Origin of the sequence: Lentilactobacillus kosonis (genome assembly GCF_003864335.1) — a bacterium.
GTDB lineage: Bacteria > Bacillota > Bacilli > Lactobacillales > Lactobacillaceae > Lentilactobacillus > Lentilactobacillus kosonis.
Genome location: NZ_BEXA01000001.1, coordinates 519,523 through 532,816, shown reverse-complemented (window position 1 = coordinate 532,816; position 13,294 = coordinate 519,523). Strand labels below are relative to the sequence as shown.

General features: G+C 36.2%; 18 protein-coding genes, 1 pseudogene and 1 other annotated feature. Of the genes and pseudogenes, 12 read left to right on the top strand and 7 right to left on the bottom strand.

What is annotated here, in order from left to right; all coding sequences use genetic code 11:
• The first annotated feature begins 207 nt into the window (after positions 1-207).
• On the top strand, positions 208-570 hold the full coding sequence (locus NBRC111893_RS02765; protein WP_125007891.1) for a hypothetical protein: 363 nt from the start codon (positions 208-210) through the stop codon (positions 568-570).
• A 345-nt stretch (positions 571-915) separates the two neighbouring features.
• On the opposite strand, the gene NBRC111893_RS02760 is transcribed toward NBRC111893_RS02765, so the two are convergent.
• From NBRC111893_RS02760 to NBRC111893_RS11035, 3 genes are all read right to left on the bottom strand, one after another.
• On the bottom strand, positions 916-1,260 hold the full coding sequence (locus tag NBRC111893_RS02760; protein ID WP_160114435.1) for a hypothetical protein: 345 nt from the start codon (positions 1,258-1,260) through the stop codon (positions 916-918).
• 164 nt (positions 1,261-1,424) lie between these two features.
• A complete protein-coding gene (locus tag NBRC111893_RS02755) occupies positions 1,425-1,628 on the bottom strand; it encodes a hypothetical protein (protein WP_125007889.1) in 204 nt (67 codons plus the stop codon).
• Between the two features lie 32 nt (positions 1,629-1,660).
• The gene (locus NBRC111893_RS11035; RefSeq protein ID WP_225417522.1) at positions 1,661-1,747 is read right to left on the bottom strand and encodes a hypothetical protein; all 87 of its coding nucleotides are present in this window, start codon (positions 1,745-1,747) and stop codon (positions 1,661-1,663) included.
• 553 nt (positions 1,748-2,300) lie between these two features.
• Between NBRC111893_RS11035 and NBRC111893_RS02745 the strand changes: the two genes are divergently transcribed.
• Complete coding sequence (locus tag NBRC111893_RS02745; RefSeq protein WP_125007888.1) at positions 2,301-2,540, top strand: hypothetical protein; 240 nt, start codon at positions 2,301-2,303, stop codon at positions 2,538-2,540.
• 205 nt (positions 2,541-2,745) lie between these two features.
• Positions 2,746-3,087, top strand: coding sequence for a hypothetical protein (locus NBRC111893_RS02740; RefSeq protein WP_125007887.1), 342 nt, complete (start codon positions 2,746-2,748; stop codon positions 3,085-3,087).
• Between the two features lie 181 nt (positions 3,088-3,268).
• Here NBRC111893_RS02740 and NBRC111893_RS02735 read toward each other — a convergent pair whose 3' ends face one another.
• Positions 3,269-3,625 carry a winged helix-turn-helix transcriptional regulator gene (locus NBRC111893_RS02735; RefSeq protein ID WP_225417504.1) on the bottom strand — a complete coding sequence of 119 codons (357 nt, stop codon included), beginning with the start codon at positions 3,623-3,625 and terminating at the stop codon, positions 3,269-3,271.
• A gap of 129 nt (positions 3,626-3,754) precedes the next feature.
• On the opposite strand from NBRC111893_RS02735, the gene NBRC111893_RS11775 reads away from it, so the two are divergent.
• Together NBRC111893_RS11775 and NBRC111893_RS11770 are read left to right on the top strand one after the other, a co-directional pair.
• On the top strand, positions 3,755-3,988 hold the full coding sequence (locus tag NBRC111893_RS11775) for a VOC family protein (RefSeq protein ID WP_261341418.1): 234 nt from the start codon (positions 3,755-3,757) through the stop codon (positions 3,986-3,988).
• Between the two features lies 1 nt (position 3,989).
• Complete coding sequence (locus NBRC111893_RS11770; RefSeq protein WP_261341417.1) at positions 3,990-4,256, top strand: VOC family protein; 267 nt, start codon at positions 3,990-3,992, stop codon at positions 4,254-4,256.
• An 84-nt stretch (positions 4,257-4,340) separates the two neighbouring features.
• Here NBRC111893_RS11770 and NBRC111893_RS10655 read toward each other — a convergent pair whose 3' ends face one another.
• A complete protein-coding gene (locus NBRC111893_RS10655) occupies positions 4,341-4,499 on the bottom strand; it encodes a hypothetical protein (protein ID WP_160114434.1) in 159 nt (52 codons plus the stop codon).
• Positions 4,500-4,721: 222 nt separating this feature from the next.
• On the bottom strand, positions 4,722-4,985 hold the full coding sequence (locus tag NBRC111893_RS02725; RefSeq protein ID WP_125007885.1) for a winged helix DNA-binding protein: 264 nt from the start codon (positions 4,983-4,985) through the stop codon (positions 4,722-4,724).
• Between the two features lie 236 nt (positions 4,986-5,221).
• Positions 5,222-5,479: a binding site (T-box leader), on the top strand.
• A 128-nt stretch (positions 5,480-5,607) separates the two neighbouring features.
• Here NBRC111893_RS02725 and trpD point away from each other — a divergent pair.
• The 5 genes and pseudogenes from trpD (at position 5,608) to trpA (ending at position 9,941) form a co-directional block, all read left to right on the top strand.
• A complete protein-coding gene (gene trpD, locus NBRC111893_RS02720; RefSeq protein ID WP_125007884.1) occupies positions 5,608-6,627 on the top strand; it encodes an anthranilate phosphoribosyltransferase in 1,020 nt (339 codons plus the stop codon).
• On the top strand, positions 6,624-7,394 hold the full coding sequence (gene trpC / locus NBRC111893_RS02715; RefSeq protein WP_125007883.1) for an indole-3-glycerol phosphate synthase TrpC: 771 nt from the start codon (positions 6,624-6,626) through the stop codon (positions 7,392-7,394). The genes trpD and trpC overlap by 4 nt, the downstream gene beginning before the upstream one ends.
• Positions 7,395-7,397: 3 nt before the next feature.
• Positions 7,398-7,976 carry a phosphoribosylanthranilate isomerase gene (locus NBRC111893_RS02710; protein ID WP_125007882.1) on the top strand — a complete coding sequence of 193 codons (579 nt, stop codon included), beginning with the start codon at positions 7,398-7,400 and terminating at the stop codon, positions 7,974-7,976.
• Positions 7,977-9,178 (top strand): annotated as a pseudogene (gene trpB / locus NBRC111893_RS02705) (tryptophan synthase subunit beta). It abuts the gene before it with no gap.
• Positions 9,171-9,941 carry a tryptophan synthase subunit alpha gene (gene trpA / locus NBRC111893_RS02700; RefSeq protein ID WP_125007881.1) on the top strand — a complete coding sequence of 257 codons (771 nt, stop codon included), beginning with the start codon at positions 9,171-9,173 and terminating at the stop codon, positions 9,939-9,941. Before trpB ends, trpA begins: the two are co-directional and overlap by 8 nt.
• A 78-nt stretch (positions 9,942-10,019) precedes the next feature.
• On the opposite strand, the gene NBRC111893_RS02695 is transcribed toward trpA, so the two are convergent.
• Entirely contained in the window at positions 10,020-10,673 is a 654-nt protein-coding gene (locus NBRC111893_RS02695) for an NAD(P)-dependent oxidoreductase (protein WP_125007880.1), read from the bottom strand.
• A gap of 298 nt (positions 10,674-10,971) precedes the next feature.
• On the opposite strand from NBRC111893_RS02695, the gene NBRC111893_RS02690 reads away from it, so the two are divergent.
• Positions 10,972-12,354, top strand: a complete 1,383-nt coding sequence (locus NBRC111893_RS02690; protein WP_125007879.1) for a sugar porter family MFS transporter — start codon at positions 10,972-10,974, stop codon at positions 12,352-12,354.
• A 167-nt stretch (positions 12,355-12,521) separates the two neighbouring features.
• Entirely contained in the window at positions 12,522-13,124 is a 603-nt protein-coding gene (locus NBRC111893_RS02685) for a nitroreductase family protein (protein ID WP_125007878.1), read from the top strand.
• Positions 13,125-13,294 lie beyond the last annotated feature (170 nt).

The window sequence follows — 13,294 nt, the reverse complement described above, 5'->3', positions numbered from 1 at the left end:
CCGTAAAATCTACTCCGTTGAGAGTTGATTTTACGACATCTTTTTGCTAAAGCGAAGAAAGAACTATGACGTTATTTACTGCACACATTATAAAATTAACGTAACTCAATAAAGATTTGTTAAAAAAACACTGCTTAATGATTTAATGCCTGCTCACAATTCTATGATTAAAGTAATGATTAAATAAGTAAAAGGGAGGTGTTTAAATTGAAAGATATAATTATTAAAAGAATGGTCGTCTTAATCGGGCTCTTATTTATATCGATAATTTTTCAGTTGCTAACAGCAGACAGAAGTATGGAGGATTACACACAAAATTATATTAATAAGTCTTTAAGTGCCAAAAAATATAATACATTGAAAAGTGTAGTTAAAAGCAAAACGTTGTATCACGAATTAAAAAAGCAAAAAAAGGTAACATTGAAATTTGCTGCTGATAACCAAGGTAGTGAAAATTTAGCCTACTTCCCTGCAAGAATAAGTGGACTTAAAGGTTATGTTGGTGTTTATATCAATATGAAATCAGTTATTTTACATGAATACAAATTGATTAAAATAACTCGTTTTTAAATAAGATAAAAAAACTGATTTGGATGTTTAAACTAGAGGAAACATGATTATTAATAAAATTAAAAATATTACGAATCATTGAAAACATTTGGTACATATTCTCAGTTTTTATTAATGCTTTTTTGGTTAGGTGCTTTGCCTAATTCAAGTACAACTAAATGGATAGGACTTTTCGTAACTATGGGTATTTATTTAGTTATCGCTATAATTAGATTAAGATACAGCAAAAAACAAAAAAATGACAAATAATTCAATCTCATTATTTAAAGAAGAATGTTTATATGGAATAGTTTTTCCATTTGAATATTCTTTTTTATCTATCTGATATTCCTATAATGACCAAATTCAATCATTTCTAATCAAATCAATTTTAGGCTTATTTAAGCTCTTAGAATATGGTCGTAATACATAATCCGTAGTATCAGTTAATAACTTATATTTACCAGCGAATTTGCCATTTTTAATAACAAAAGTATCATTATCATCTAAAGTATAATTGAAATTTTCCTTTTTACTGCCTTGTGTATATTTCATCTTTGTTGAAGTAAATATAACGTTACCTGATAGGCGATCATTAGAACTAACTTTTAATTTCCAAGGAAACTGAATTAGAACATCTTGATCACTTTTTTCTTCGCAACCACTAACTACTAATACTGATAATCCCACCAAAACTATTAGAGATACCAAGTGAAGAATTTTTTTCATAAATATCGCTCACCTTTTCCGACCCTATTTACATATTAAAAATGCAATTTCCAGTAGCTTTTAATTATCTTTACTCTTTAATATACAATTAAATTATGTCGAGATAATCCAATTAATAGTATTTTAATGGAGAATTTATAATCATGCTATTCAGCATATTTTTTTGTTTTTCTATCTATTCTTATAGAGTCAATAATCAATGCTATTCCAAGTAATAGTCCCACTAGATCTAGATAAAATATAAAATCAATATTAGATAAATCTTGAACTACGGAATATAAATTTGAAATTGAAAATATAAGTCCTAACCAAAAATCTAATGATTTATAAAAGATAATATGTTTATTCATGATGATCTCCTCATATATTTCCGTTTCATCTTCTACTTCGCAAGTAACGGTTTGCCATCACTATCTACTAATACCGTGACCCCAACACCACCGACTGCTCCACCTTGAGAAACTACCAAGTATTGAACTTTAGTATTTTATCAACGATAATATCAACATTTTGGTTGGTATCCATAAGTTCATCTATATCTGCACTAAACCTATTAGTATCTTCTTTTTTATTAAACATTATGTTCCTCCATAAACAATAGTCTTTCATAATAACGGCGAGAAACTGTCGAAATGATTAGCAATCTCACTCTCTGACTTTGTGTTTTTTATTTGATCATTAATTTTTAAAAGACAGAGCCGGATCCCTTAGGTACAGAATAAATTGTCAGAACTCCATATAATATTCCAATAACAATTATGGCGATGGTTGTTATTATGACATTTCTTAGAATGTGATTTTTTCATAATATCTCCCCTAATTACATCATTCATAATCTTTAGATTATATTTCAACTCTATTGTAATACTGCATTTACAATAATCAATAAATTATTGTATGATAAATATAACTTCTTAATATGCGTATTATGTAATAATTAAGTTAAACGTCTTCCAGAATACTCATGAAATTGTTATGCAACCTATTGCTCTGCCTGTGGGTACTAAGCGTTGGAGGTAATCATGAAATCATCAAAAGTGTTCGTTAAACCTTATGATTTTTGGAATCATTTTTTCATTTGGGCAGATACAATTGAACTTGTGTTGCTTATTAGTGTTTTCTTTTTTCAATCCTTTTTATTAAGCGTATTTACAGGCATTTTAATTGTTTTAACTAACGTTGGATATATATCTATGCTTTGGCTTAATGCCAGTAAAAAGAGAAGATTAAACACGTCAAGAAAATATCAAAATAGAGGTTAATCATGAAGATATTTACATCAACTTGGAATTTTAAAATACTATTGGCAGCTATCGCTGTCATATTGATTTGTTTGTTTTTTGACCACTCAACCAGCACAATAATTCTAATTGTAATGTGCGTGTTATTTGATCTTGGTGCTTACTGGGTGAACAAAAAAATTAATAATTAATTACCACAACAAATCTGGCATAGGGAGGTGTATTTATGAATACAATTATGGATAAAAAGCGATGGCCTCTGTATACCCAAATAATAGGTCTATTAATTTTGCTTATTTCGGTCATCACTGGAAAGCTTTTTCTTTTAGCGGTTTTGAGTGCCAATACGCTTTTATTTGTTGCTGATTGGGTTGTTCAATACACGGTAAATCAGAAAGTAATTACAAAAAAGACAAAACTTAACATATGGATAGATGTTGTTTGTGTATTATTAGTATGGGCTTCAGCAGCATTATTTTTCAGGGATATAGATAAGATGGTGTACGTGATTTTATCTATCATAATCGTTGGATATGGTATTCAATATTTAATTAAAAGAAAGTTTTGATTAAATCATCTGGTAACGGTGACTTTAGATTTTATAAGTATGCCTAAGTGATTTAACCGGTGCAACTAGGACGACAATTAAAGAATAAATTTCATAGTTGCTAGAAAATAAAATCTGCATGACTTGCTAATATATTAACTAAAAAACAGGCGCCCATTAACATTTAATGGACGCCCTGTTTTTAGTCACTAATTATTTTTTCAAGATTATACCCAGGAGTTTTTTGAGCATGCAATTCTCCCCAATGACACAAAGAAAGTAACACAACCTTCAATGATTCACCGTATTCTGTAAATTGATATTCAACATGCAACGGCGTTTCTGAAAAAACAACACGCTTCAATATATTATCAGCAATCAATTGCTTTAATTGTTCCGTTAATACTTTCTGCGACAGATCAGGAATTGCTCTTAGCAGAGAACCATTTCGATTAACTCCGGTCCCAATAAGACACAGAATGTCTGGTTTCCACTTTCCAGAAATCACTTCTAGTGCAACATCAACACCCACGTTATATTTTTTATTAATTTTTACCACAACTATCCTCCACATTTAGCAACCCTTACTAAGAGGTAAGCTACTTACTTTAAAGTGCGTACTTTTTTAAGTTATTTGTATAGTTTAATATCTTATTTACCAAATATAAACTAACAGGAGTTATCACTAATGACAAATAAACCATATCCAATTAATTTTTCACATATTGGCCTTTCCGTTCCTGATATTAACAAAGCCGTTGAATTTTACACTAAAGTTATGGGATGGTACGTCGTGATGGATCCCTCAAAGGTAACAGAAGATGATTCAGCGATTGGAATTATGTCTACGGAAGTCTTTGGTGCTGGCTGGGGGGAGCTACAACATCGCCCATCTAACCACCGGAGATGGCATCGGTATTGAAATGTTTGAATTTAGTAAAAATGTAGACCCAGACAATAACTTTAAATTCTGGGAAACCGGTATCTTTCACTATGGTGTCCAAGATCCTGACATCGAAGGTCTTGTCCAAAAGATTATTGCGCATGGTGGAAAGCAACGGATGCCTATCAAAGAATATTATCCTGGTAAAAAACCTTATAAGATGGTTTACATGGAAGATCCGTTTGGTAATTTAGTAGAAATTTACACGCATTCATACGATTTGACATATTCAGCTGGTGAGTATTAATCTAAAGAACACGCCTAAATTGCAAGAAATAATGCAATTTAGGCGTGTTCTGTTTATTATGGCTTCCCGACCATTTACAGTTGATTAATCCCAGTCATGATGACCGCGATGATCAAAACCATGATGATGAAAGTTATGGTGACCGAAGGGACCAAAATTCATATCTTTAGCCCGTTGTCTGAATTCTCGTTTCAATTCACTTCGTTCCTCATGTGACATGTCCCGCCAATCACGGTCAAACATTTCACTGCGTAACTTTTGAATCTCATCAAATCGTTCTGTTGGATCCGTGAATTTAGCTGATCTGACCTTAAACTCATCTGGCCAACCAGATACGATTTTTCTAAATATTCACTTAAGCTAGACTTCTCATCAGCAGACAGCCCAGCAAAAACCGATTGCTAAATTCATCATCCGACTCACTGCTCTCAACAATTTTTTCTTTGCCTGCATCAGTTAGATAAACTAACTTGATACGACCATCGTTCTCATCGGATTCCCGACGAACATCACCATCAGCTTCCATCTTTTTAATATTTCAGCTAGTGAACTTGGTCGAACATCTAATATCTCTGCTAATTGGCTCTGAATCATACCATTTTCCTTAGCTAAAATATTAATGATTCGTTGGCGACCAGAATATTTTACTGGACCTTTACCAGCAAAGTGTTTGCTAGCTCGGCCGACGAACTGTAACTTCTTTAATAAATCCATAGAATTTAATTCCACAGTTAATACCTCTTTCTATAAAAAACGAAAACATCGACTGTTAGTTAGGTACCTAACATAAAATAATTATACTTAGGCACCTAACCTTTGTCAACAAAAAGAATGTTTTGTATAAAAGTCCCGTTTTAATAGGCTTTTTAACCACTATAGCTTACAAAATTGCATTAAAATTTAAAATCAATGTTGACAAATTTCTAATCGTTATTTAATATTGTCAACAACAATTAATTCGTCCATATAAACCGATGAAGTGGAGATCAAGATCATTGTGCACGTAAAGAGAGTTGCCGGTGCTGAGAGTGCAACCGAACGCAGATGATTAAATGGACCACTGAGGGTTTCTCTGAAAGTATTCACTAGTATGGGAAAACGTACAGACATACGTCAGTTGTCGGGGAGATGATAGTCTCTCGCTAAGGGTGATTGTTTGCGGTATTTTTTGTATACCCAGATAATCAAATTAAGGTGGCACCGCGGTTAAATCCGTCCTTAACAACAAGTTTGTTATGGGCGGATTTTTGTATTCTCAATGCGGAGGTCACTGATATGAAACAAAATCCAGGAAAACGATGGCAATTTAATCATTGATAGTTTGTTACTCAGATTTTAGGAGGAAATTATTATGATTAAAGAAGCCATTCAAAAAGTAACCAATCACGAAAGCTTAACATTCACTGAAAGCCAATCAGTTCTTGATGAAATTATGACTGGAGAAACCAGTGAAATTGAAACTGCAAGCCTATTAACGGCTTTAGCCACCAAACACGAAACCATCGACGAGATTGCCGGAGCTGCTCAATCAATGCGCAATCATGCCTTACCATTTCCAAAGGTTGATAACGTATTAGAAATCGTTGGTACTGGTGGCGATCAAGCCAACACTTTCAACATTTCAACTACTAGCGCCATCCTACTAGCAGCTGCAGGATTCAAAGTTGCTAAGCACGGTAATCGCGCCGCCTCATCAAAAAGCGGGGCTGCCGATGTTTTAGAAGCCTTAGGTTTGAACATCAATCAAACCCCAACTGAATCATACGATAGCCTTTTGACCACTAACCTCTGCTTTTTATTCGCTCAAGAATACCATCAATCAATGAAGTACGTTGCCCCCGTTAGAAAGGCCCTTGGAATTCGGACCATCTTTAACATTCTTGGCCCCCTTGCTAATCCCGCTAAACCAAAAACTCAACTACTTGGCGTATATGATAAAGACTTAATGCGACCTTTGGCCCAAGTCCTACCAAAACTTGGCGTTACCCACGCTCTAGTTGTTCATGGATCTGACGGATTAGATGAAGTTACTCCAACTGGAACGACCTATGTCATTGAAGTAACCGGCAACGAGCTTAAAGAATTCACGGTTTCTCCAACTGACTTTGGTCTACCAATTGTCGATAAAAATGACTTGGTTGGTGGTACCCCAGCTGAGAATGCTCAGATTACTGAAGACATTTTCTCAGGAGTTAAAGGTCCTAAACGCGAAGCCGTAATCATGAATACCGGAATGGCAATTCATACTGCCAAACGAGAGATTTCCATTGCTGATGGAATAAAAATAGCTACCGAAACTATTGATAGTGGCAAAGCCATCACTAAGCTTAACCAATTGCGCAAGCTTAATCCTAAGGATGTGGTCGCATGATTCTCGATGATCTAGTTACCGCAACCCAACAACGAATTAGTAATCAACAAATGAAAGTTTCCCTTGCAGAATTAAAGGCTCTGGCTACACAAAAGTCCAACAGTAGTTTTTCGTCAATCTTGGCTCAGCCAGGGCTACACATTATTGCTGAAGTGAAGCAAGCTTCACCATCCAAAGGCGTCATCGCCACCGACTTTCCTTATTTACAAATTGCGCATGACTACGAAGCCGCTGATGTTGACGCAATCTCAGTTCTCACGGAGCCTAAATACTTTCATGGCCAGCTTGACTACCTAGAAGCCATCGCCAATGAAGTGGCTACTCCAATTTTAAGAAAAGACTTCACGATCAACGAATATATGATTTATGAAGCTAAAGCCAGCGGCGCCAGCATCATTCTCTTAATCACCGCCATCTTAAATAATGACCAATTAAGAGACTATCGCCAACTTGCGGAAGCTTTAGGAATGGACGCCATCGTCGAGGTTCATAATGCCGAGGAAGTTAATCGCGCACTTAATTCTGGTGCCAAAATTATCGGTATCAATAATCGGAACCTCAAAGACTTTACTGTTGATCTGAATAACAGTCTAACCCTTAAAAAGCTGGTGCCAAATAACGTCTTAATGATTTCAGAAAGTGGAATCAAGACTGAAGATGATATTTACCAACTTAAAGTAGCCGGCTTTAATGGCATTTTAATCGGCGAAACTTTAATGAGAGCTACTAATAAGCGTGAATTAATCCAAGATTTTAAGCAGGTCTGAATCATGACAAAAATTAAAATTTGTGGCTTAATGTCACCTTCCGATATTCAGGCGGTAAATAAAGCAAAACCAGATTATGCCGGATTCGTATTTGCCCCTGGCCGCCACCAAATCACTGTTCAACAGGCAATTAAATTACGAAAAATATTAGATCCAGCAATTAAATCAGTTGGAGTCTTCGTAAATGAATCATCCGAAAACATCATTAAATTATTCAAAACCCATGCCATTTCCATTGCCCAACTGCATGGTTACGGAGATCAATTAATGATTAGCAAGTTGCAAACAGCTGATTTAAAAGTAATTAGAGTATTTGTCAATGAACCAATTGATCAAACTACCACTGCTGACTTTGCTATGGTTGATGCTGGTAATGGTAGTGGCAAGCTACTCGATTTAACGACCATCACTCCCAACCAACCAATCTTTCTCGCTGGCGGTTTAACCCCAGAAAATGTCAGCTCAGCTATCAACTTAACTAAACCATTTGCTGTTGATGTCTCTAGTGGCGTCGAGACTAATGGTCATAAGGATCCAGAAAAAATAACAAACTTTATTGCGCAAGTCAAAGGAGCGATTTAAATGCAAGAAATTAAGCAAACTAAACCCGGAATTTACGGTCAGAAATTTGGTGGCCAGTATATCCCCGAAACACTAATGACCGAACTAGAAAAATCAATGATGAATTTGCCACCTAAAAATGATGATTTATTTCAACAAGAACTTCACGATCTACTTGTAAATTACGCTAACCGTCCTTCATTACTCTACTATGCAAAAATATGACCGAAGACCTAGGCGGAGCCAAAATTTATCTAAAGCGAGAAGACCTGAACCACACTGGCGCTCACAAAATAAATAACGTAATTGGTCAAGCATTAATGGCGAAGCATATGGGCAAAAAACGTCTAATTGCAGAAACCGGAGCTGGCCAACACGGAGTTGCCACGGCCACAATTGCCGCTTTACTTGGAATGGATTGTGAAATTTTCATGGGTAAAATGGACACCGATCGTCAAAAACTCAATGTTTACCGCATGGAATTACTTGGGGCCAAAGTCCACGCTGTGACCAGTGGTTCAAAAGTTCTAAAGGATGCCATTAACGCTACCTTACAAGAATGGGCCGCTCGCTGTGAAGACACCTTCTATATTATTGGCTCAGCCGTTGGCCCATATCCATACCCTGAAATGGTTAAATATTTTCAAAGCGTGATTAGTAAGGAATCTAAAGCGCAGTTAAAAGCTAAAGAGAATCGTTTACCTGACGCAGTCGTAGCTTGTGTCGGTGGTGGAAGTAACGCCATTGGTAGTTTTGCTGACTATCTTAATAATCCTGAAGTTGAACTAATTGGTGTGGAAGCGGCAGGTAAAGGGGTTGATACTGATCAAACTGCCGCCACCATTGAACGAGGTTCAACTGGCATTTTCCACGGAATGAAATCTAAATTTCTTCAAAACCAAGACGGTCAAATTGATGAAGTTTACTCAATTTCTGCTGGTTTAGACTATCCTGGAGTCGGTCCAGAGCATGCTGCCCTTGCAGACGATGGTCGTGCTAAATATGTGGGCATTACTGACAATGAAGCAGTCGAAGCCTTTGAATATATTGCCAAAACCGAGGGCATTGTTGCTGCGATTGAAAGTTGTCATGCAATTGCTTACGTCAAAAAATTAGCCCCAACAATGCGTAAAGATCAGGTAATTATTTGCACCCTCTCTGGTCGAGGAGACAAAGACGTTGCTAGCATTGCACAATACAAAGGAGTTGATATCGATGAGTAATTTATCCGGTATTTTTAAAAACAAAAAAGTCTTTATCCCATTTGTCGTTGCAAATGATCCTGATTTTGAAACAACTGTGACTAATATTCTTACCCTGGCCGATAGTGGCGCCGACATTATTGAATTAGGGATCCCCTTCTCTGATCCAGTAGCTGATGGACCAGTTATCCAGGCAGCCGATTTGCGAGCCTTCAAATCGGGGGTGACGACTGAACGCGTCTTTGAAATTATTGAAACTGTCAGGAAACACACTAATATTCCGATGGTAATTCTAACTTACCTGAATATTCCATTTAAGTATGGCTTTGATAACTTTCTAAGTCGATGCGCCAGTCTAAACATTTCAGGATTAGTGATCCCAGATCTACCATTAGAAAGTCGCGATGATATTGTTCCAACAGCAACCAAATATGACATCGATATTATTCCCCTGATCACACCAACATCGGGGCATCGAATTAAGAAAATCGCCGAAGTCGCATCCGGATTCATATATGTCGTTTCCTCATTAGGAATTACTGGACAACGGGATAACTTTTACGATGGTTTAGAAAATCTGGTTTCTGAAATTAGAAAGTATACTGATACCCCAACTGCCATTGGTTTTGGTATTCACACGCCTGAACAAGCTGCTGAAATGGCAAAAATTGCCGATGGCATAATTATTGGGAGCGCCTTTGTCGATATTATTGGTAGCCAAGGATCGACGTCCCTTTCTAAAATTAAGAAATTGGCCAACAATGTCGCAGCAGTAATTAATTAAAAAAAACGTTCGTAGTGTAAAAATTTACATTACGAACGTTCTTTTTGTAAGCAAATATTTAATTATTGTAAACAGAATTTAGATTTCACTAACTACCGTAAATCTTTCATTATGATGTTTAGGATCTTCAATTTCATCCACTAACACCTTTGCTAAAGTCTTGCTATATACGATTGACTTACCATTTTTATTCTTCAACATATCGTTGCTGCCCGTGGTGTATTCAGTTAATTCACCAGGTTCAAACGTACCGCTAGGTGAAACCGCAAACCAGTCAACGCCTTCAGAAGTAAGCAAAATTTGATACTCTTCAAATTGTGCTTTAGGAGTTGCAATCCATTCATCGGAGTCAGGCATTTTAACTAACTGATCAAGTAATTGTTTACCATTACCAATATTCAAACTAGCTGCCCCTAAAATGAATCCTAGTCGTGGTTTGTCATGATTTTGAACTAATTTAATTAGTTTGGTTGCTAATTCAGTATGTTTACTTGCAAGGCTTTCACTGCCGGGTGCAAATGCATCAATAAGTGCATCAAACCCTTGGATATCATCATAAGTTAAATCAAACGCATCTTTTTCTAAATAATCAATCTGATCACCAAATTTATCTTTAGCTTTAGTGACATTTCTAACGACAGCCGTTACATCAAATCCCCGATCAACCGCATTTTCTGTAATCGCACTGCCAGCCATGCCGGAAGCACCAATAACACCGATTTTAATTGTCATGACAATCCCTCCACCTTTTATTATCTACTTCAAGTATTCGAGATTTACCTCACATAGTCAACTATCAAGGCTGGAAAATTTTGTGATGACAAAAAAAACTTCGAAAATCCAGTGGAAACGCTTGCATTTTTGTAAATTTTTTACTATCGTATAGTACATAGGGAAACCGCTTACATATTTTTTGATTTGATTCCAGTTACCAATCATTTATAAACCATGTATTTAGCTATATTTTCATTGGTAATCAAAATAAATTGTTAGTGGCGTACTTAACAAAGTTATTTAGGAGGCTTGTTTTATGCAAAAAAAGCATAGTTTAAGTACAGGCGCCATCTTCTTCTTCGGAGCGCTTGGAGGATTACTTTTCGGATTTGACACTGGAATTATTTCTGGTGCTTCTCCATTAATTGAAACCAACTTCAGCTTGAGTGTTGCTCAAACTGGATTTATCACTTCATCAGTTCTAATCGGTTCATCAGTCGGTGCTCTATCAATCGGACCACTTTCTGATAAATTCGGTCGGAAAAAGCTATTAATTCTTGCATCAATTTTATTCTTGCTTGGTTCAGGTTTATCAATGGTTGCTGGCGGATTCACATCCATGGTTGTTGCCAGAATCGTCCTTGGTTTAGCCGTTGGTGCAGCATCAGCCTTAACCCCAGCATACCTTGCTGAATTAGCAGACGCTGATCACCGTGGCTCACTGGGAACCATGTTTCAGTTGATGTTAACATTTGGTATCTTAATGGCTTATGTTTCAAACCTTGGCTTCTTAGGCCACAACTTATTAGGCGTTCGTGACTGGCGGTGGATGTTAGGATCAGCATTGATTCCTGCCCTTCTATTATTTGTTGGGGCCATTTTATTACCAGAGTCTCCTCGTTTCTTAGTTGAAAAAGGTAAGCTTGATGAAGCTAAAGCTACTCTTCACGTTCTTCGTAAGAATATTCCTGACGCAGACCCAGATAAGGAACTAGAAGACATTGTTGAAGTTTCTAAACAACCTAAAGGTGGAATCAAAGAATTATTCACCTTCGCCCGACCAGCAGTTATAGTTGCCGTTGGAATTATGTTCCTACAACAACTTGTCGGCATTAACTCAGTAATTTACTTCTTACCACAAGTATTTATCAAGGCATTTAAGTTCCCTGAAAGTAATGCCATTTGGATTTCAGTATTTATTGGAGTTGTTAACTTCGTATGTACTATTATCGCTTACAAGATCATGGATCGTTTTGATCGTAAAAAAATCCTTGAATTTGGTTCAATCATCATGGCAATTTCAATTGGTATTTTGTCAGTAATTAACTTTACCATGCCAGTTACTGTCACTGCCATCCCTACTATTATCTTAATTGCTATCTACATCTTTGGCTTCGCTGTTTCATGGGGTCCAATTGCTTGGGTACTGATTGGTGAAATCTTCCCATTAAACGTTCGTGGTATTGGTTCATCAATTGGATCTGCTGCAAACTGGATTGGTAACTTTATTGTTTCACAATTCTTCTTGACTCTATTAGCATCATTTAATAACAACATCGGTGGTCCATTCGCTGTATTTACTGTATTTGCCATCTTGTCATACTTCTTCGTTAAATACTACGTACCTGAAACACGTGGTAAATCTCTTGAAGATATTGAAATGCAAATGCGTCACGACCATGATGAAAAAGAAAGCTAAAAAAGCTAACTCAGTATCTAAATAGTCTTCAAAAAGTATGTTGCTCAAGTGCCGCATACTTTTTTATTTGCAGAATTTAGTAATTAACTCTTTACTTACTAAAAGTAATCGGTATAATGAAATTATAGATTAATTTTAAATAAAAAATAAAGTGAGGTATTCATCACATGAAGGAACAATTCTTAGACTTATCAAAGAACCGTCGCTCAATTTACGCACTTGGCCGTAACCTTAACCAAACTCCAGACGAAATTGCTGACTTGATCAAGGAAAATATCAAATGGGCTCCAACTGCATTTAACAACCAAACTACTCGTGCAGTCATCTTGTTTGGCGACAGTCATGAAAAGCTTTGGGACATCGTTGCAGATCGTCTTAAAACAGAAGTTCCTAGTGAAGAAGCTTACCAAAAGACTTTGCAAAAATTAAACGGCTTTAAGAATGCTTTCGGAACTGTTTTATTCTACACAGACATGAATATTGTTCACGAATTCGAAAACAACTTCACGTTATATGCGGATAACTTTGCTGACTGGGCTGAACAAGCTCAAGGTAATGCTCAATATTCAGTTTGGACATCATTAGCTGAAAATGGCATTGGTGCTAACGTTCAACATTACAACCCATTAATTGACGATCTTGTAAAAGAAGCTTTCAACATTCCTGATGGCTGGAGATTACGTGCCCAACTCGACTTCGGTTCAATCGAAGCTGGTGCAGGCGAAAAGGAATTCATGAACGACGCTGATCGTTTCAAGGTACTTAAATAATAATCAAGTTTAAAAGAGACCTAATCAAAATTGATTAGGGTCTGCTTTTAATATTAATAGTAATATTCGATAATTCCAATGTTGTCAAGCATAGCAGCCAATGTTTCATGTGTAACATTTATTAATCATGATTATGCTATGGTCATTTGTTATCGTTAACCAATTAATGA

What these genes read in the sequence shown, in the direction of transcription:
- NBRC111893_RS02755 (WP_125007889.1), bottom strand. Translation starts at nt 1,628, where the DNA reads ATGAATAAACATATTATCTTTTATAAATCATTAGATTTTTGGTTAGGA.
- NBRC111893_RS02745 (WP_125007888.1), top strand. Translation starts at nt 2,301, where the DNA reads ATGAAATCATCAAAAGTGTTCGTTAAACCTTATGATTTTTGGAATCAT.
- NBRC111893_RS02740 (WP_125007887.1), top strand. Translation starts at nt 2,746, where the DNA reads ATGAATACAATTATGGATAAAAAGCGATGGCCTCTGTATACCCAAATA.
- NBRC111893_RS11775 (WP_261341418.1), top strand. Translation starts at nt 3,755, where the DNA reads ATGACAAATAAACCATATCCAATTAATTTTTCACATATTGGCCTTTCC.
- NBRC111893_RS11770 (WP_261341417.1), top strand. Translation starts at nt 3,990, where the DNA reads ATGTTTGAATTTAGTAAAAATGTAGACCCAGACAATAACTTTAAATTC.
- NBRC111893_RS10655 (WP_160114434.1), bottom strand. Translation starts at nt 4,499, where the DNA reads ATGTTTGACCGTGATTGGCGGGACATGTCACATGAGGAACGAAGTGAA.
- trpD (WP_125007884.1), top strand. Translation starts at nt 5,608, where the DNA reads ATGATTAAAGAAGCCATTCAAAAAGTAACCAATCACGAAAGCTTAACA.
- trpC (WP_125007883.1), top strand. Translation starts at nt 6,624, where the DNA reads ATGATTCTCGATGATCTAGTTACCGCAACCCAACAACGAATTAGTAAT.
- NBRC111893_RS02710 (WP_125007882.1), top strand. Translation starts at nt 7,398, where the DNA reads ATGACAAAAATTAAAATTTGTGGCTTAATGTCACCTTCCGATATTCAG.
- trpA (WP_125007881.1), top strand. Translation starts at nt 9,171, where the DNA reads ATGAGTAATTTATCCGGTATTTTTAAAAACAAAAAAGTCTTTATCCCA.
- NBRC111893_RS02695 (WP_125007880.1), bottom strand. Translation starts at nt 10,673, where the DNA reads ATGACAATTAAAATCGGTGTTATTGGTGCTTCCGGCATGGCTGGCAGT.
- NBRC111893_RS02690 (WP_125007879.1), top strand. Translation starts at nt 10,972, where the DNA reads ATGCAAAAAAAGCATAGTTTAAGTACAGGCGCCATCTTCTTCTTCGGA.
- NBRC111893_RS02685 (WP_125007878.1), top strand. Translation starts at nt 12,522, where the DNA reads ATGAAGGAACAATTCTTAGACTTATCAAAGAACCGTCGCTCAATTTAC.